11 protein-coding genes are annotated in these 17,472 nt (G+C 71.9%); 7 read left to right on the top strand and 4 right to left on the bottom strand.

Annotation, left to right across the window (positions count from 1 at the left end):
* Positions 1 to 39: 39 nt before the first annotated feature.
* Positions 40 to 810 (top strand): response regulator transcription factor, encoded by a 771-nt coding sequence (locus WME76_RS17860; protein WP_437961291.1) that lies wholly within the window; start codon positions 40 to 42, stop codon positions 808 to 810.
* A 128-nt stretch (positions 811 to 938) separates the two neighbouring features.
* On the top strand, positions 939 to 1,853 hold the full coding sequence (locus tag WME76_RS17855; protein WP_437961290.1) for an SDR family oxidoreductase: 915 nt from the start codon (positions 939 to 941) through the stop codon (positions 1,851 to 1,853).
* A 40-nt stretch (positions 1,854 to 1,893) separates the two neighbouring features.
* On the opposite strand, the gene WME76_RS17850 is transcribed toward WME76_RS17855, so the two are convergent.
* Complete coding sequence (locus WME76_RS17850) at positions 1,894 to 4,392, bottom strand: PEP/pyruvate-binding domain-containing protein (protein ID WP_437961289.1); 2,499 nt, start codon at positions 4,390 to 4,392, stop codon at positions 1,894 to 1,896.
* 155 nt (positions 4,393 to 4,547) lie between these two features.
* Complete coding sequence (locus WME76_RS17845) at positions 4,548 to 5,390, bottom strand: class I SAM-dependent methyltransferase (protein ID WP_437961288.1); 843 nt, start codon at positions 5,388 to 5,390, stop codon at positions 4,548 to 4,550.
* A 346-nt stretch (positions 5,391 to 5,736) separates the two neighbouring features.
* On the opposite strand from WME76_RS17845, the gene WME76_RS17840 reads away from it, so the two are divergent.
* Both WME76_RS17840 and WME76_RS17835 read left to right on the top strand, forming a co-directional pair.
* The gene (locus WME76_RS17840; RefSeq protein ID WP_437961287.1) at positions 5,737 to 6,363 is read left to right on the top strand and encodes a Kazal-type serine protease inhibitor family protein; all 627 of its coding nucleotides are present in this window, start codon (positions 5,737 to 5,739) and stop codon (positions 6,361 to 6,363) included.
* A 256-nt stretch (positions 6,364 to 6,619) separates the two neighbouring features.
* Positions 6,620 to 8,431 carry a CotH kinase family protein gene (locus tag WME76_RS17835; RefSeq protein ID WP_437961286.1) on the top strand — a complete coding sequence of 604 codons (1,812 nt, stop codon included), beginning with the start codon at positions 6,620 to 6,622 and terminating at the stop codon, positions 8,429 to 8,431.
* A 173-nt stretch (positions 8,432 to 8,604) separates the two neighbouring features.
* On the opposite strand, the gene WME76_RS17830 is transcribed toward WME76_RS17835, so the two are convergent.
* Positions 8,605 to 11,340 (bottom strand): bifunctional acetate--CoA ligase family protein/GNAT family N-acetyltransferase, encoded by a 2,736-nt coding sequence (locus tag WME76_RS17830; RefSeq protein WP_437962125.1) that lies wholly within the window; start codon positions 11,338 to 11,340, stop codon positions 8,605 to 8,607.
* Positions 11,341 to 11,665: 325 nt separating this feature from the next.
* Here WME76_RS17830 and WME76_RS17825 point away from each other — a divergent pair, with 325 nt between their 5' ends.
* From WME76_RS17825 to WME76_RS17815, 3 genes are read left to right on the top strand one after another with little or no spacing between them, the layout of a single operon-like run.
* Positions 11,666 to 12,256 carry a TetR/AcrR family transcriptional regulator gene (locus tag WME76_RS17825; protein ID WP_437961285.1) on the top strand — a complete coding sequence of 197 codons (591 nt, stop codon included), beginning with the start codon at positions 11,666 to 11,668 and terminating at the stop codon, positions 12,254 to 12,256.
* A 21-nt stretch (positions 12,257 to 12,277) separates the two neighbouring features.
* Positions 12,278 to 12,472: a ferredoxin gene (locus WME76_RS17820; protein ID WP_437961284.1), complete on the top strand. Its 195-nt coding sequence runs from the start codon at positions 12,278 to 12,280 to the stop codon at positions 12,470 to 12,472.
* A gap of 57 nt (positions 12,473 to 12,529) precedes the next feature.
* Positions 12,530 to 13,756 carry a cytochrome P450 gene (locus tag WME76_RS17815; RefSeq protein ID WP_437961283.1) on the top strand — a complete coding sequence of 409 codons (1,227 nt, stop codon included), beginning with the start codon at positions 12,530 to 12,532 and terminating at the stop codon, positions 13,754 to 13,756.
* Between the two features lie 24 nt (positions 13,757 to 13,780).
* Here WME76_RS17815 and WME76_RS17810 read toward each other — a convergent pair whose 3' ends face one another.
* The gene (locus WME76_RS17810; RefSeq protein WP_437961282.1) at positions 13,781 to 17,428 is read right to left on the bottom strand and encodes a hydantoinase B/oxoprolinase family protein; all 3,648 of its coding nucleotides are present in this window, start codon (positions 17,426 to 17,428) and stop codon (positions 13,781 to 13,783) included.
* Between the last annotated feature and the right edge of the window lie 44 nt (positions 17,429 to 17,472).

The raw sequence follows: 17,472 nt of genomic DNA, 5'->3' as shown, positions 1-17,472 counted from the left end.
AAAGTCAGCGGCACCACAATCCTGACGCGGAAGGCATTGGTGAGTCGGAGGTTCGGCTCGGAGGCGTGGCGCGGCCTCTTTCGCGACGTGGCGACGACAAATCCATGGTTTCGCCAGCCGATCACCGCCAGCAGCCTGGTCCCGCTGCCCGATTTCCTCGCGTTCCATGACGAGCTGGTCCGGAGGTTCTATCCGGAGGGCAAGGACGCGCTCCTCGAGCTCGGGGCCGAGTCGGCGCGCTGGGCGCTCGTCGACGGCCCGCTGAAGCGCTTCGTCCAGGATCCGGAGATCACGTCGCTGGTCGCGACCGTTCAGAACCTCTGGCACCGGTACTTCGCCGAGACGAGCAGCCGCTCCGAGGCGTCGCTGGGCGAATCGGGGGTCGAGTTTCGCGTCCGTGGCCTCCCGACCTGGCACCCGTACCTCGAGTATTTCGTGATCGGATACACGAAGGAGGTGCTCGAGATCCATTGCGCCAACCCGGTCTGGGCGCATCGCGTCACGGAGGGACACGGGACGGCGTATGACTATCTGCTGTCCACCGATCCTGTCCCGGCCCATCCTCGGATCAGCGAGCACGCCGGCGCCGGGCGCGGCCGGCTCCTGCGGGCGCGCAAGGCGCTCACGGCGCGCGAGCTGGAGGTCCTGCGGCTCGTCGGCGCCGGCAAGACGAACCGCGAGATCGGGTGCGTCCTGCGCATCTCGGAGAAGACCGTGCAGCATCACGTCGCCCACGCCTACGACAAGCTCGGCCTCTACAGCCGCGCCGGCGCGACGCTGTGGCTGGCCGAGCAGGGGCTCCTCGGCTGACACGCCTCCCGCCGGGACGTCGCTCGCGCCCGCTGCCGCGAGCGCAGGAGCGGTGTCCCGGAATACATGACAGGAGATGTCAGGATCCCCGTGCGACCCTCGCGCGCGTTGGCCAAGGAGGATCGATCATGAGCGGAGCACTTCAGGGCAAGGTGGCGCTGGTCGCGGGCGCGACGCGCGGGGCGGGCAGGGGGATCGCGGTCGCGCTGGGCGCGGCGGGAGCGACCGTGTACGTCACGGGCCGCACCACGCGCGCGCAGCGCTCGGAGATGGATCGGCCCGAGACGATCGAGGAGACCGCCGAGCGGGTCACCCGGGCCGGGGGCAGGGGGATCGCGGTGCAGGTGGACCACCTGGAGCGCGAGCAGGTCCGGGCGCTCGTGGCGCGCATCGAGGGGGAGCAGGGCCGGCTCGACGTGCTGGTCAACGACATCTGGGGCGGCGAGCACCTGTTCGCGTGGGACAAGCCGCTGTGGGAGCACTCGCTGGACAGCGGGATGCGGCTGCTGCGGCTGGCCATCGACACGCACATCATCACGAGCCACTTCGCCCTGCCGCTGCTCATCAGGAGGCCGGGCGGCCTTGTCGTCGAGATCACGGACGGCACGGCCGAGTACAACGCCGGGCACTACCGCGTCTCGTTCTTCTACGACCTCGCCAAGACCGCGGTCCTCCGCATGGCGTTCGCCCAGGCCGAGGAGCTGCGGGCCCACGGCGGCACCGCCGTCGCGCTGACGCCGGGGTGGCTGCGCTCGGAGATCATGCTGGGGCACTACGGGGTCACCGAGGAGCGCTGGCGCGACGCGCTCGCGAAGCAGCCGCACTTCGCGATCTCCGAGACCCCCGCGTACGTGGGCCGCGCGGTGGCGGCGCTCGCGGCCGACCCGGAGGTGGCCCGCTGGTCCGGGCAGTCGCTGTCGAGCGGCCAGCTCGCGAAGGTGTACGGCTTCACCGACGTGGACGGCTCCCGGCCCGACGCCTGGCGGTACCTCGTCGAGGTCCAGGACGCCGGCAAGCCCGCCGACGTCACCGGCTACCGGTAGCCGCCGCCGGGCGCGCGCTTCGCCGAGCCGATCGGCGCCCTCAGCCCGCGGCGCCCTGGCCGAGGAGCAGCACCCGGCCTTCCGCCCCGTCCACGGCGATCTCCTGGCCGTCCGCGATCCGCTCGGTCGCCCCGGCGGCCCCCAGCACCGCGGGGATCCCGTACTCGCGCGCGACGATGGCCGCGTGCGACGCCGCGCCGCCGGTGTCCGTCACGACGCCCGCGGCGAGGGTGAAGAGCGGCGTCCAGGCGGGGTTCGTGTAGGGGCAGACCAGGATCTCCCCCGCCTTCAGCCGCTCGAACTCGCGCTCGTCGCGCACGATGCGCGCCTTGCCGCGCACCACCCCGGACGACGCCCCGCTGCCGCGGAGCTCGCTGCCCGAGCCCCCCGCGGCCGCCCGGAACGCCCGCTTCTGCCACCTGCCGTTGACCACCCCGTACGTCGCGCGCCGGCGTCGGACGAGCTTCTTCACGTCGTCGAGCGGCGGCGCCTCCCCGCGGATCCAGGCCCGGACCTCGGCGTCGGTCAGGTAGAAGATGTCGTCAGGGCCCGGCAGGCGCCCGCGCTCGTGGAGGCGACGCGCGAGCTCGGCCACGATCGCCTGGAGCGCCGAGAACGAGCGCACCAGATCGAAGTGCGAGCGCTCCCGGAAGAGGATCGCGCGGCGCAGCCGCTCGAGGGTGCGGCGGAACGCGTCGGGCAGCCCCGGCACGAAGCGAAGCTTCCGGGTGACCTCCTCGAGCGCCGCCCGATAGCGCCTCACCCCGGCCTCCTCGGACGGCGGCTCGGCGGCGTCGAGCAGGCCGCGGAGGAGCCCCCACATGGGCGCGGGATCCTGCCGCCACGTCGGCGCCGAGAGGTAGAGGCCCTTGCTCTCCCGGTACCCGTGCTCGTCCAGGAAGGCCTCGGCCTCGGCGAGGTAAGCCCGGCCGGCCTCCGAACTGCGGAGCTCCTCGGGGCGCCCCTCGCGGATCGCGCGGGCCACGTCCGGCCCGGCGCTCGCCGCCCGCCGCGCGAGCTCGAAGAGCGCGACGTTGACGTCGGACGTCCGGGTGTGAAGGCCCGAGACGAGGTCGCCCAGGACGGCATCGGCCCGCTTCCTCCCCACGGCGAGGGTGACCGGGACCCGCAGCGCGACCGCGGCGAGCTGGCTGACGCTCCGCTCGAACCGCTCGCCCAGGACGTCTGTCGTGGTCTCCACGATCCGGTCGGCGCGGCGGAGGAGCGCGGCGTCGTCCATCGCCCGGAGATCGGCCGGCGCGCAGACCTCCTGGATCCGCGGGAACGCCTCGGCCTCCCACCACGCCAGCCCGTCGTCGCGCAGGCTGGCCGCGACCTTCTGCGGCAGCCCGAGCAGCCGGAGGGTGGGTCGCACCGGCGGCAGGACGAGGAGCTCACGCCACACCTGGTCGACCAGCGCGCGCTCGTCGGCCTCGTCCACGTGGAGCCCGAGGAAGCGCACCGCGCGGAGGATCGCGGGAATGGACATCCGGAAGCCCCATTGATCGAGCGGCCTGGGGGCGACGGGGAACCGATCGTTGTCGTTCGACTCGGCCATCCTCCGCTGGAGGCGCGTGAGCGCCGGGAGCGGAGGGAGGGGCTCGATCTCGGCCGCGCCGAGCGTTGTGATCGGGCGCGACTGGAGGAGGTGGATGGAGCCGTCCGCGACGGCGAACTCCACGTCCTGCGGGCAGCCGAAGTGGGACTCCAGGCGGAGCCCGAGCCGGCCGAGCTCGAGCACCACGGCGTCGCTCGGCGCGGGGCGGCCGGCCTCCCGGAGGTCGCGGTCCTCGATCGCGAGCTCGCTCGCGCCGGGGTCCGGGGCGCCGTCCGGCCCGTCCGGGCGGAGCTCCGCGGGCCCGGCGAACGGCGCGCGCCGCAGGCGGTACACGTCGCCGGTCGTGTGGCCCGAGACGATGGCCTCGCCGAGGCCCGGCGCGACCTCCAGGAGCATGCGGTCGGCGCGCTGGGCGACCGGGTCGACCGTGAACAGGACCCCGGCGAAATCGGCCGGCACCATGCGCTGCACGACGACCGCGATGTGGACCCCGAGGTGATCCATGCCGCGCACCGCGCGGTAGCGGAGGGCCCTCGGGCTCCAGAGGGACGCCCAGCACCGCCGCAGCGCGACGAGGAGCGCGTCCTCTCCGGTCACGTCGAGGTACGTCTCGTGCTGGCCCGCGAACGAGGCGTCGGCGAGATCCTCCGCCGTCGCCGAGGAGCGCACCGCGACCGCCGGCGCGCCGAGCTCGCGGTAGGCGTCGCGGACCGCGGCCTCGATGTCGGGCAGCAGCTCGCCGCCCTCGAAGAGCTCCGCCACCTCCGAGGCCGCGGCCTTCCAGCCGCTCCTGGCGAGGTGCGCCGAGAGCCGCACGCCGAGCCCCCACGCGCGCGCTTGCTCCGCGTACGCCGCGGCGCTCACCACGAACCCGGGCGGCACCGGGAGCCCGAGCCGGACCAGCTCACCGAGGTTCGCGCCCTTGCCGCCGGCCGTGGAGAGATCGGCTCGGGACAGCTCGCTCAAGCGATGGACCAGCATCAACAAGCGTCTCCTTCGGACAGATAAGGTTGCTTCACCGGCGCCCGCGCCGCGCGCGCTGGGCTCATGAACGGCTCTCCATCGACACGATAGGCATCGACCGAATCCTCGCCAGCAGGGCGCCCGACGGCGCGATCCGCGCGCGTCAGCGCGCGTCAGCGTGCCGGGCCCGCGTCGGCGCGTCTGCCCACGACGATGTACTGATCGGGCAGGTCCTCCGCGACGACCTCGGGCGAGAGGCCCCCGGCGCGGAGCTCGGCGGCGACCGCCTCGGGGGCGATGCGGTGCTCCTTCGGGGGGCCGTGGGGCGCGGTGTCGGTGAAGTCGACGACGACCACCGCCCCGTCCGGGCGGAGCGCTGCGCGCAGCTTCGCCGCGTAGGCGGGGCGATCGGGGATGTGGTGCCAGGTGTTGACCACGAGGATGCGGTCGACCGAGCCGGGATCGAGCCCGGGATCCGCGGGGCCGACCTGGCGCGCGGTGACGTTGGCGAGGCGCTCGCGGGCGGCGCGCTCGGTCATGTAGCGGACCATGTCCCGCTCGATGTCCAGGCCGACGACCGCGCCGGTCGGCCCGACGGCGCGCGACAGGTGCGGCAGGAAGTAGCCCGTGCCGGCCCCGAGATCGGCGACCCGCATGCCGGGCGCGATCCGCATCGCGGCGATGACGTCCGCGGGCTTCTGCCAGGCGTCGCGCTCGGGGCCCTCGAACTCGGGCACCCAGTCCTCGGCCCGCTCGAAGCGGTGCACGAGCGGCCCTGCGCCGTGGGCGTCCCCTCCGTGGTGGCCGGCGTGCGCTCGGGCGTGGCCGGCGTGGCCGGCGTGGCCGGCGTGCTCTCCGTGGTGGCCGGCGTGCTCTCCGTGGTGGCCGGCGTGCTCTCCGGCGTGGCCGGCGTGCGCTCCGCTGCCCGGCGCGGCCGCGTCGGGCGTGGCGCTGCAGCCGGTGAGGAGCGCGGCGAGGGCGGCGCCGGAGGCGAAGGGGCGAGGGCGGCGGTGCATCCGCGCTCCCTACCACGATCGGCGAGCCGGAGTCCCCTGCGGGGCGCTGTCGCGCAGATTGCGCAACCTCCCGCCCAGTTGAGCAAGCGTCTGCCCGATCCGGACGGCCCGGGCGCCGCGGAGCGGCGCGCGCGCCGCGAAAACCGCGTGGCCCGACTCCTGCCAAGGGGATTACGCCTCCGCAACACAGCGACGGACGCCTCGATGCCTCGTCGCCGAGGCGCCCTCGACGCGGCGATCGCCGCGTCGGTCATCGCCGCGGAGGAAGGTGCTCGTGCATTGTCATCGCCCCGCCGGGAGCGGCGAGGCGACATGGAGACCCATCATGAACATTCAGAATCGCATCATGAACCATCGTATCGCTTCCGTTCTCTGGCTCGCGCTCTCGATGGCCCCGTTCGCCGCGGGCTGTCAGGTGGAGGTGGCCGACGGCGACGCCGAGCCGGTCGCCTCCGAGGAGCAGGAGGTGAGGGGAGACAGCAGGCTCCCCGGCGCCATCTGCGGCGGCTTCGCCGGCCTCGCCTGCAAGCCCGGTTTCTTCTGTGATTACGAGATCGAGGCCATGTGCGGCGCGGCCGATCAGACGGGCATCTGCGCGCCCATCCCGGTGGCGTGCACGAAGCAGTACGACCCGGTCTGCGGCTGTGACGGCAAGACGTACGGCAACGAGTGCTCCGCGAACGCGGCGGGCGTGTCGGTGGCGTCGCGCGGCGCGTGCGAGACTCCCCGGGACGAGGCGTGCGGCGGCATCGCCGGCCTCGCGTGCGAGCGCGGGTATTTCTGCGACTACAGCCCGAAAGCGAGCTGCGGCGCGGGCGATCAGATGGGCACCTGCGAGGTCATCCCCGAGGCGTGCCTGCACATCTACGACCCGGTCTGCGGCTGCGACGGCAAGACGTACAGCAACGCGTGCTCCGCGAACGCGGCGGGCGTGTCGGTGGCGTCGTCCGGCGCGTGCGCCGAGCGCCTCTGAGAGGGCGCCCCGGAGCCCTCTGCCGCGCTGGCGGCAGAGCGGAATCATGCAATGGAGGCGGATGGCGGAGGCGCGCGCGAGCGCCTCGTGAGCCCGCGTGTCGGCCCCTCGAACCCCTCGGGATCGAGGGGCCGACCGCGCCTCGAACACCGCGGCGCGCGGCGCGGCGTTCGTCCACAGCGTGCGCATTTTGTGACCCAGCCGTTGCACGATCGTCATAAGATCGCTCCCGGACTGCCGAGCTTAGGAGCGATCCATGAAAGTACGAATCCTGCATTACCTGTTGCCGTTCGCGGCGTTGGCTGCGGTGCCCCTCGCGGGCTGCGGCGACTCCACGCCCAGCTCGCCCTCCGGAACGACGGGCGCTGGCGCGGGCGACGGCACGGGCGCGGGCACCACCGGGCCGGGCGGCACGGGCGGCGGCGGCATGGGCCCGGGCGGCACGGGCGGGGCCGGCGGTGAGGACAGCACTGTAAAGGAACAGCCCGATTACGCGCTGGCGTTCCCGCAGGATCGGGTCCCCCGCATCGACATCACCATCGCGCCCGAGCGGTGGCAGGAGATGGTCGACGACATCACGTCGATGATCGGCGAGTTCGGCGCGCAGGCCGGCGGGCCCGGCGGATTCGAGCCGCCGCAGGAGTGGGTCGACGCCTGCAACGGGCTCGTTGTCGGCGACGACTGCACGATCGATCTCTTCGGATCCCCCGCCGAGGGGACGTGCTCGGAGCTCCCGGGCGGCCTGACGTGCCAGCCGAAGCCGCAGGATCCCGGCGATTTCGAGCCGCCGCAGGACTGGATCGACGCCTGCACCGGGCTCGCGGCGTCCGACCCCTGCACGATCGACATCTTCGGTACCGAGACCCAGGGGACGTGCACCGAGCAGGAGGCCGGCCTGGCCTGCATGCCCGCCGGTCCGGGCGGGCCCGGCGGCGATATCGGGCTCGTCAGCAGCGTCGACCATTTCCCGCGCTCGCCGCTCTACGTCGAGTGCGACGTCGCCACCGAGGACCGGAAGTGGCAGCACGTCGGCATCCGCTTCAGGGGCAACGTCAGCCTGCTCATGCCCTGGATGCAGGGGAACTGGAAGCTTCCGTTGCGCCTCAACTTCGACAAGTACGAGGACACCTACCCCGAGTCCAAGAACCAGCGCTTCTACGGGTTCGACGGGGTGGCGTTCACCAGCAGCTACCTGGATCCGTCGCTCCTGCGCGAGAAGCTCGGCACCGACATCTTCGCCAAGGCGGGGATCCCGGCGCCCGCGACCGCGTTCTATCGGGTCTTCGTCGATCACGGGGAGGGGCCGATCTATTTCGGGCTGTACACGGGGATCGAGGTCCCGTCGGACGAGTCGTTCCTCGACAAGCATTTCGGCGGCCACAAGGGCAATCTCTACAAGCCCGACGGCACCGGCGCGCGGTGGGAGACCTGGGATCCCGACTCGCTCGTGAAGGAGAACCACGAGGAAGAGGCCGACTTCTCGGACGCGCGCGCGCTCTTCGACGCGCTGCACGCCGACCGGACCGACGCCGCCGCCTGGCGCGCGGGGCTCGAGGCGCGCCTCGACGTCGACGGCTTCCTGCACTGGTTGGCGCTGAACGCGGTGGTCGAGGACTGGGACGTGTACGGCCGCCTGCCGCACAACTACTATATGTACTCGGACCCGAACGAGAACGGGCGATTCTCGTGGATCCCGTGGGACCACACGTTCGCGTTCATCGATGGCAGCGTGGCGGGAGCGACCCCGATGCCGGCGCTGCCCCTCTCGATGGAGGACGTGAACGAGCACTGGCCGCTCATCCGCTACCTGCTGGATGATCCGGTGTACCTCGAGAAGTACCGAGGCTACGTGAAGCAGGCAGTGGAGCAGGAGTACGAGCCGGCCGCCGCCGAGGCGTGGTTCAAGGCGGCGCACGACCTGATCGCGCCGTACGTCGTCGGGCCGGAGGGCGAGATCGAGGGGCACACGCACCTCGCGTCGCCCGAGGACTTCGACAAGGGCCTCGAGGCGCTGATCGCGCACGCCAAGGGGCGTCCGGCGGAGGTGGCCGAGTACCTCGGCCAGTGACGCGGGCGCGCGGCGCGGCGGCGGCCTGGCAGGGTCGCCGCGCGGCGCTGCGTGTCACCGAGGGTCGGCGCTGACGACCTGGGGTTGCCACGCCGCCCCAGTCTTGTTGGCGCAGAACCCGAACGACATCGACGCGCCGGGGTCGAGGTGGCGCGCGCCCCGGCCGCGGAGCCCTACAGCGCGAGCTCCGCCCTGCAGCTCGAGTCCTCCAGATCGCGGGTCAGCCGGAAGCCGAGCTTCTTCGACACGCGCTGCATCTCCACGTTCTCGGCCATGATGTCGGCGCTGATGCGCGAGAGCCCCTCGTCGCGCGCGATCTGGACGAGGAGGCCCAGGAGCCGCGAGCCGAGCCCCTGCCGCTGGTGCTCGTCGCTGATCAGCAGCGCGAACTCCGAGTCGTTCGTGCCCGGCAGCTTGCTCAGTCGGCCGACGCCGATGATCTCGCGCTCGGCGCCGCCCGCCGGCGGCTTCTCGACGACGAGCGCCATCTCGCGGTCGTAGTCCGCGAAGCAGACCCGCGTCAGCCGCTCGTGCGCGGTGCGCCGGTCGAGCTGCATCGGATAGAAATACCTCAACCGTACGGTCCGCTCGGAGAGCTTCTGGTGGAACTTCACCATCAGCGGCTCGTCCTCCGGGCGGATCGGGCGGATCGTGAACGCCTGCCCGTCCCGGCTCTTCAGCTCCGTCACGTACTGCGTTGGATACTCGCGGATCGCCGACCGGGGGAGCGCCGACTCCGCCGTGTCCGGCGGGTGCAGGACGACGCGCGCGTCGAGGGCGATCATGCTGTCGGCGCTCACGGCCAGCGGGTTGATGTCGATCTCGCGGATCCACCGCTGCTCGACCACCATCTGCGAGAACCGCACGAGCAGGTGCCCGAGCGCCTCCAGGTCCACGGGCTTGCGGCCGCGCACGCCCTTGAGGGCGGTGTAGATCTTCGTCTGCTCCATCATGCGGGAGGCGAGCGTCGCGTTGAGCGGCGGCAGGCCGAGCGCGCGGTCCTTGAAGACCTCCACGAGCTGCCCGCCGGCACCGAACAGGAGCACCGGGCCGAACTGCGGGTCGATCGAGCTGCCGAGGATGATCTCGTAAGCGTCCTTCAGCGCGACCATCGGCTGGACCGTCACGCCCTGGAAGTGCTCTGCGCCGGCCTTCTGCGACACGCTCTCCTGGATCTCCGCGAACGCCCGGCGGACGGCGGCGTCGTCGGCCAGGTCGAGCTTCACGCCGCCCACGTCGGTCTTGTGCGTGATCGTCGCGCTGTACAGCTTGAGGACGGCCGGATACCCCATCTCCCTGGCCATGGCCGACGCCTCATCCACGCTCCGGGCCACGCCCGTCTGCACCGTCGGGATGCCATAAGCCGCCATGAGCTGCTTCGACTCGAACTCATCCATCAGCGTCCGGCCGGCCGCGCGGACGCCCGCGATCAGCGCGCTGGCCCTGTCGCGATCGACGTTCCGCGCCCGCTCATCGAGGCTCGGCGTCTCGTACAGGGAACGCAGGTTGTCCGAGTAGCGGAACATGGAACAGAACGCGCGCGCGGCGATGTCGGGGTACTCGAACGTCGGGACCCCGGCGCGGTTCAGGATCGATTTGCCGGCCTCCACCTCCACGCCGCCCATCCAGCTCGCCAGGACCGGCTTGCCGTCGACGTGCGCGTGCTTGCGCAGCGCCTCGGCGGTCTGGGTGGATTCGGTCATGTCCTGCGGCGTGAGGATGACGAGCACGCCGTCGTTGTGCGGGTCCTTCGCGCAGATCTCCAGGGCCCTGGCGTAGCGGTCGGCGCCGGCGTCGCCGAGCACGTCCACGGGGTTGTTGCGGCTCCAGGCGGCGGGGAGGAAGCTGTTCAGCTCGCCCAGGATCTCCGGCGAGATCGGCGCGAGCTCGCCGCCGTGCGCGACGAGCGCGTCGGTGGCCAGCACGCCCGGGCCGCCGGCGTTCGTGACGATGCACAGCCGGTTGCCGCGCGGGCGCGGCTGCTTGGCCAGCGTCTCGGCCATGGAGAACAGGTCCGCGATGTCGTTCACGCGCAGCACGCCCACGCGCCGGAACGCCGCCTCGAGCACCTCGTCCGAGCCGGTCAGCGAGCCCGTGTGCGAGGCCGCCGCCTTCGCCGCCGCCTCGCTGCGGCCCGGCTTGATCACGATGATCGGCTTGTTCAGCGCCACCTCGCGGGCGGCCGACAGGAACGATCGCGCGTCGCCGATCGACTCCATGTAGATGAGGATGCTGCTCGTCTTGGGGTCGTTGCCGAAGTAGTCGATGAGATCGCCCCACCCGACGTCGAGCATCGAGCCGATGCTGACGAAGCCGCTGAAGCCGACCTGCTCCTGCAAGCTCCAGTCGAGCACCGCCGTGCAGAGCGCGCCGGACTGGCTGATGAACGCCACATTGCCCGGCCGCGCCTGCCCCTTCGCGAACGTGGCGTTGAGCCCGCCGATCGGGTTCATGACGCCAAGGCAGTTGGGCCCGATGATGCGCATCTTCCCGCGGGCGCGCGCCATGATCTGCTGCTCGAGCGCGATGCCCGGAGGGCCCATCTCCTTGAAGCCGGCCGAGATGATGATCGCGCCGCGCACCCCGGCGTCCACGCACTCGCCGAGGAGCCCCGGCACCGCCGCCGCGGGCGTGACGATCACCGCGAGGTCCACCTTCGCGGGCACGGCCGCGATGTTCGGGTAGGCCTTGATGCCGAGCACGCTGGACCGCTTGGGGTTCACCGGAAACACGGTTCCGCCGAACGGATTGCTGATCAGGTTCCACAGGAGCGTGCGGCCGACGGCGCCGCTGTTCTCCGTCGCGCCGATGACGGCGACGTTGCGGGGCTTGAAGATCGGGTCGAGGCTCTGAAACTCCTGACGAAGCACGTCGTGTGCGCGGTCCGTCGTGGGCAGCGAGTCAACCATGAGGCTCCTTTGGAGGGGGTTCGGCGGGAGGTTCTGGGGCCGTCGTGCGGAGACCGCAATGGCCGTCTCGCCGCCCCGCTGGCCGGATGCCTGGGATGCTTCCGCGGGAGGACCTACGCCGAACCGCGGATGGCCGCAAGTTTCGTACCTGGCGACGGCGGCCTGCTCGGCTGGCGGGCTCGGCCATCGAATCTCCACGGTCGCGCCCTCGATCTCCAGCGATCGCGCGTGGGCGCTGGCCTTCAGCGCACGCGGAGCGGGCGTCGCTTGACGACCCATGGTCTGGTTGATAGACAAGTCAATCAACGCCTCGGGGGGAGCGTTCATGTGTCCTCGCAGCGCCGAGCAGTTCGAGCAGATCAAGGACGAGCGGCGCCGAGCGCTGCTTCGGGCGGCGCGCGCCGTCTTCGGCCGCAAGGGGTTCGCGGCGGCGAAGATCGCAGACATCGCCGCGCAGGCCGGGATCAGCCACGGGCTCGTCTATCACTATTACCCCGAGAAAGAGTCGCTGTTCGCGGCCACCGTCGAGGCCTCGGCGGAGGGGTGGGAGTTGCTCATGGCGCTGGCGCGGGCGCGCGAGGGGACGCCGTGGGAGCGGCTCGTCTATGTGTGCGGGCAGATGATCGCCGGCCTGCGCGAGGAGCCGGAGCACCTCTTGATGACGGTGCATGTCGTCGCCGAGGACGCGTCGCCGGCCCTGAGCGACCTGCTGAGGCGCTTCCGCCTGCGGGTCATCGCTGATCTCGAGGCGATGATCCAGGAAGGTCAGCGCGCGGGCGAGGTCGCGCAGGGCCCCTCCGCGGCGCTGACGCGCGCCCTGGTCGCCATCGTCCAGGGGCTCGCCATCAATCGACTCGTGGAGCCCGACGCCGCGCTGCCGCCGCTGGACGTGGTGCTCCGTATCCTGAAATCATGAGCAGAGACGAGGGAGGGACGCATGAAGATCGTGGTGGATGAAGAGCGCTGTGAAGCCAACGGCCTCTGCGTGCGTGCGGCGCCCGAGGCGTTTCGCGTCGACGACGACGACCGCCTGCACCTGCTCGTCACGGACGTGACGCCCGAGCTCCGCGACAAGGTGGAGAGGGCGGTGCGCGATTGCCCGCGCGGCGCGCTGTCGCTCATCGAGCGCTGAAGCGGGGAGGAGACGGGTCGACCGAACGCAGGACCGAAGGCAAGGAGAGGTGCTCACATGATGCAGGAGAGTTCACGTCCCACGGTGGAGTTCAATCCGTTCGCGCCCGGGTACACGGAGGATCCGTACCCCATTTACGCCCGGCTGCGCGAGGCGCCCATCCGCTACTGGCCCGAGGGCCACGGCTGGATCGCCAGCCGCCACAACGAGATCCAGGCCATCCTGCGCGACAGCCGCTTCACGGCCGATCGCGCGGCGTGGACGCACGCGCCCGAGTTCGCCAAGATCACCTTCCCCGAGGTCGAGGAGATGAACCGGCACGGGCTCTTCTCGCTGCCGGACAGGGATCACGCCCGGGTGCGCAGGCTCGTGAGCCCGGCGCTCACGCCGCGCGCGGTCGAGCGCCTGCGCCCCCGGGTCCAGGCCATCGTCGACGAGCGGCTCGACGCCATCGCGGGCAAGGGCGTCATCGACGTGGTCCACGACTTCTCCGAGCACATCCCGGTCCGCGTGATCAGCGAGATGTTGCATATCCCGCCGCAGCACGACGCGGCGTTCCACCGCTTCGCGGACTCGGCGGTGAAGCAGCTCTTCATGATGCTCCTGTCGCCCGAGGAGCTCGAGCGCATGGTCGCCGGCATCCGCGAGGGGATGGGGATGCTCGGCGACGTGATCGAGGACCGGCGCAAGCACCCGATCGAGGGCGACATGTTGACGGCCCTCATCCAGGCCGAGGAGCAGGGCGACCGCCTGAGCAAGCCGGAGCTCGTGTCGCTGGTCTCGGCGCTGCTCGTGGGGGGCTCCGAGACCACGGTGCACCTCATCGCGTTCATGGTGCTGAACCTGCTGAAGCGCCCCGAGGTGCTGGCCGAGGTCCAGCGGGACCCCGAGCTCATGAAGGGGGTCGTCGACGAGGTGCTCCGCTTCGACAACTTCGGCAAGCTCGGCACGTTCCGCTACGCGACCGAGGACGTCGAGATCGGCGGCACGCGCATCCCGAAGGGGGAGATGGTCGTCCTCTTCTTCGCGGCGGCGCTGCGCGACGGGGCCGCCTACGCGAACCCGGATCAGTTCGATCCGCGGCGCGACGCGGTCGGGAGCGTCGCGTTCGGCGGCGGCGCCCATTACTGTATCGGCGCGAACCTCGCGCGCCTGGAGGCGCAGGTCGCCGTGAGCTCGCTGCTCCGCAGGTTCCCCGACATGAAGCTCGAGTCGCCGCCGACGTTCGGCCCGCACCCGGCGATCCGCAAGATGGATTCGTTCAAGGTCCGCCTCGGCGCCTGACAGCTCCGCCCGGCAGGAGTCCGGTCAGTCAGGCACAGGCGCTCCATACCCGCCGCCCCCCGGCGTCTCGATCACGAACACATCACCTCTTCCCATCTCGACCGATCCGATGTGCGACAGCACCTCGATCGATCCATCCGCGCGCTCCACCACGTTGCGCCCCGGCGCCCCGGCGCCCCCGCCGGCCAGGCCGAACGCGGCCGTCGAGCGCCCGTTCGACAGGATCGACGCCGTCATCGGCTCCAGGAAGCGCACCGCGCGCGTGCCGCCGTTCCCGCCCGGGAAGCGCCCGGGCCCGCCCGAGCCCGCGCGGATCTCGTAGCGCTCCAGCCGGACGGGGAAGCGGTGCTCCAGCACCTCCGGGTCGGTCAGGCGCGAGTTCGTCATGTGCGTCTGCACAACGCTCGTGCCCGGAAAGCCGCGCGCGCCGCCCGCGCCGATCTCGATGCCTCCGCCCGACCCGCCCGAGATCGTCTCGTAGTACTGGAGCCTGTCGTTGCCGAACGTGAAGTTGTTCATGGTCGGCTGGCTGCTCGCCAGCACGCCGAGCGCCCCGTACAGCGCGTTGGTCACGCAGGTGGACACCTCCACGTTGCCCGCCACGACCGCGGCCGGCGGGCGCGGGTTGAGCATCGATCCCTCGGGGACGATGACCTCGATCGGCTTCAGGCAACCGGCGTTGAGCGGGATGTCGTCGTCCACCAGCGTGCGGAACACGTAGAGCACCGCGGCCATGGTCACCGCCCGCGGCGCGTTGAAGTTGTTGTCCATCTGCGCGGACGTGCCGGTGAAGTCCACGACCGCCGAGCGCGCCTCGCGGTCGATCCGGACGGCCACCTCGATCTTCGACCCGTTGTCGAGCGGCACCGTGAACCGGCCGTCGCGCACGAGCGCCGGATCGAGCCGGGCGATCGCGAGCCGCACGCTCTCCTCGGCGTTGTCCTGCACGTGCTTCATGTACGCCTGCACCGTGGCGAGCCCGAACTGGGCCACCATCGCGCGCAGCTCCTGCGCGCCCTTCTCGTTCGCCGCGATCTGCGCGCGCAGGTCGGCCAGGTTCTGCTGCGGGTTCCGCGCCGGGTACGGGCCGCCGCCGAGCAGCGCCAGGATCTCCGCCTCGCGCAGCCGCCCGCCCTCGACCAGCTTCACGTTGTCGAGCATCACGCCCTCCTCCGCGATGGTCCGCGAGAACGGCGGCATCGAGCCCGGGGTGATGCCGCCGATGTCGGCGTGGTGCCCGCGCGAGGCCACGTGGAACAGCACGCGGGTGCCCGCCTCGTCCCACACCGGCGTGACCACCGTCACGTCGGGGAGGTGGGTGCCGCCGTGGTACGGGTCGTTGAGCACGTGGACGTCGCCCGGCTTCATCCCCGGGTTGCGCGCGATCACGGTCCGGATCGACTCGCCCATCGATCCCAGGTGCACCGGCATGTGCGGCGCGTTCGCGATCAGGTTGCCCTCGGCGTCGAACAGCGCGCAGGAGAAGTCGAGCCGCTCCTTGATGTTCACCGAGTGGGCGGTGTTCTGCAGGCGCAGGCCCATCTGCTCGGCGATGTTCATGAACAGGTTATTGAACACCTCCAGCATCACCGGGTCGACCTCGGTGCCCACCGCGCGGCGCTCGGGGCGCGGCGCCACCCGGGTGAGCACCAGGTGGCCGAGCGCGGTGATCTCGGCCTGCCAGCCCGGCTCGATCACGGTCGTGGCGTTGGCCTCGGCGACGATCGCCGGCCCGTCGATCACCGCGCCGCGCTCGAGGCGCTCGCGCCGGTGCAGCGCCGCGTCGCGGAAGGCCCCGTCGCAGAACATCCGCGCCCGCGCGTCGGCCTCGGGGCGACGCGGGCGCGCCTCCGCGGGGCGCTCCTCGGCGGCCTCGCCCGGCCCGATCGCCTCCACGGAGACGCTCTCCAGGATCAGCGCCTTGTCGGGCATCAGGAACGCGAACCGCGCCCGGTAGGCCGCCTCGAACGCCGCGCGGATCGCCTCCGCGCTGCCGTGCGGCACGACCAGCGCGGTGTCGGTGCCGTCGTAGCGCACGTGCACGCGCCGGAGCGTCCGCACGCGCCCGGGCGCGAAGCCTTGCCCGACGATCTCGGCCTCGGCCTCGGCGCCGATCCGGTCGAGCGCCTCGGCCGCCGCGGCCAGGCCGGCCTCGTCGAGGCGCCGCTCCACGGCGGCCTCGCGCATCGCGTTCTGGTCCGACAGGCCCATGCCGTAGGCGGACAGGACGCCGGCGAGCGGGTGCACGAGGACGCGGCGCATGCCGAGCGCGTCGGCCACCGCGCAGGCGTGCTGGCCGCCGGCGCCGCCGAAGCACTGCAGCGTGTACCGGGTGACGTCGTAGCCGCGCGCGACCGAGATCTTCTTCACCGCGTTGGCCATGTTGGCGACCGCGATCTGCAGGAAGCCCTCGGCGAGCTCTTCCGGCGTGATGCGGCGCCCCGTCCCGCGGCGCACCTCGTCGGCCAGGGCCTCGAAGCGCCGCGCGACGACCTCGCGGTCGAGCGGCTCGTCCGCGCCGGGGCCGAACACGCGCGGGAAGAGCTCCGGCTGGATCTTGCCGAGCATCACGTTGGCGTCGGTGATCGCCAGCTCCCCGCCGCGGCGGTAGCACGCAGGTCCCGGGTTCGCGCCGGCCGACTCCGGCCCGACGCGCAGCCGCGCGCCGTCGAAGGCGAGGAGCGAGCCTCCCCCCGCAGCCACGGTGTGGATGCTCATCATCGGCGCGCGCATGCGCACGCCGGCCACCTGCGTCTCGAAGGCGCGCTCGAGCTCGCCGGCGTAGTGCGACACGTCGGTCGAGGTGCCGCCCATGTCGAAGCCGATCACCCTCTCGAACCCGCCCGCGAGCGCGGTGCGCACCATGCCGACGATGCCGCCGGCCGGCCCGCTCAGGATCGCGTCCTTGCCCTGGAACCGGTCGGCCCGCGTCAGCCCGCCGCTCGACTGCATGAAGTAGAGCGGCACGCCGGGCATCTGGCGGGCCACCCGCTCGACGTAGCGGCGCAGGATCGGCGAGAGGTACGCGTCGACCACGGTGGTGTCGCCGCGCGAGACGAGCTTCATCAGCGGGCTGACCTCGTGCGAGGCGGAGACCTGGGTGAAGCCGACCGCGCGCGCGATGGCCGCCGCCTCCCGCTCGTGCGCGGCGTACCTGTAGCCGTGCATGAACACGACGGCGCAGGCGCGGATGCCGTCCCGGAACGCCTCCTCCAGCGCGCGGCGCAGCGCCGCGCCGTCCAGCGGCTCGACCACCTCGCCGCGCGCGCCCACGCGCTCGCGGGCCTCGATCACGCGCTCGTAGAGCAGGTCGTGCAGCACGATGTGGCGATCGAACAGGCGCGGGCGGTTCTGGTAGCCGATGCGCAGCGCGTCGCGGAAGCCGCGCGTCGTGACCAGCACCGTCCGGTCGCCCTTGCGCTCGAGCAGCGCGTTGGTGGCCACCGTGGTCCCCATCTTCACGCACTCGACCTGGGCGGGGGAGATGACCTCGCCGGGCGAGAGGCCGAGCAGGCGGCGGATGCCCTCGACCGCCGCGTCCGCGTACTGCTCGGGGTTCTCCGACAGCAGCTTGGCGGTGGTGAGCGAGCCGTCCGGCCGCCTGGCCACGACGTCCGTGAACGTGCCGCCGCGGTCGATCCAGAACTGCCACGCGCGTGAGGTCGAGGTCATGGGTCCACTCCTTACTCCGGCCGCCTGGACGCCGCCTGCATCCT

It is taken from the genome of Sorangium sp. So ce119, assembly GCF_051524405.1.
Taxonomy (GTDB): domain Bacteria; phylum Myxococcota_A; class Polyangia; order Polyangiales; family Polyangiaceae; genus Sorangium; species Sorangium cellulosum_G.
Note: the sequence above shows the minus strand (reverse complement) of the source record. Positions and strands in the feature narration are given on the sequence as shown.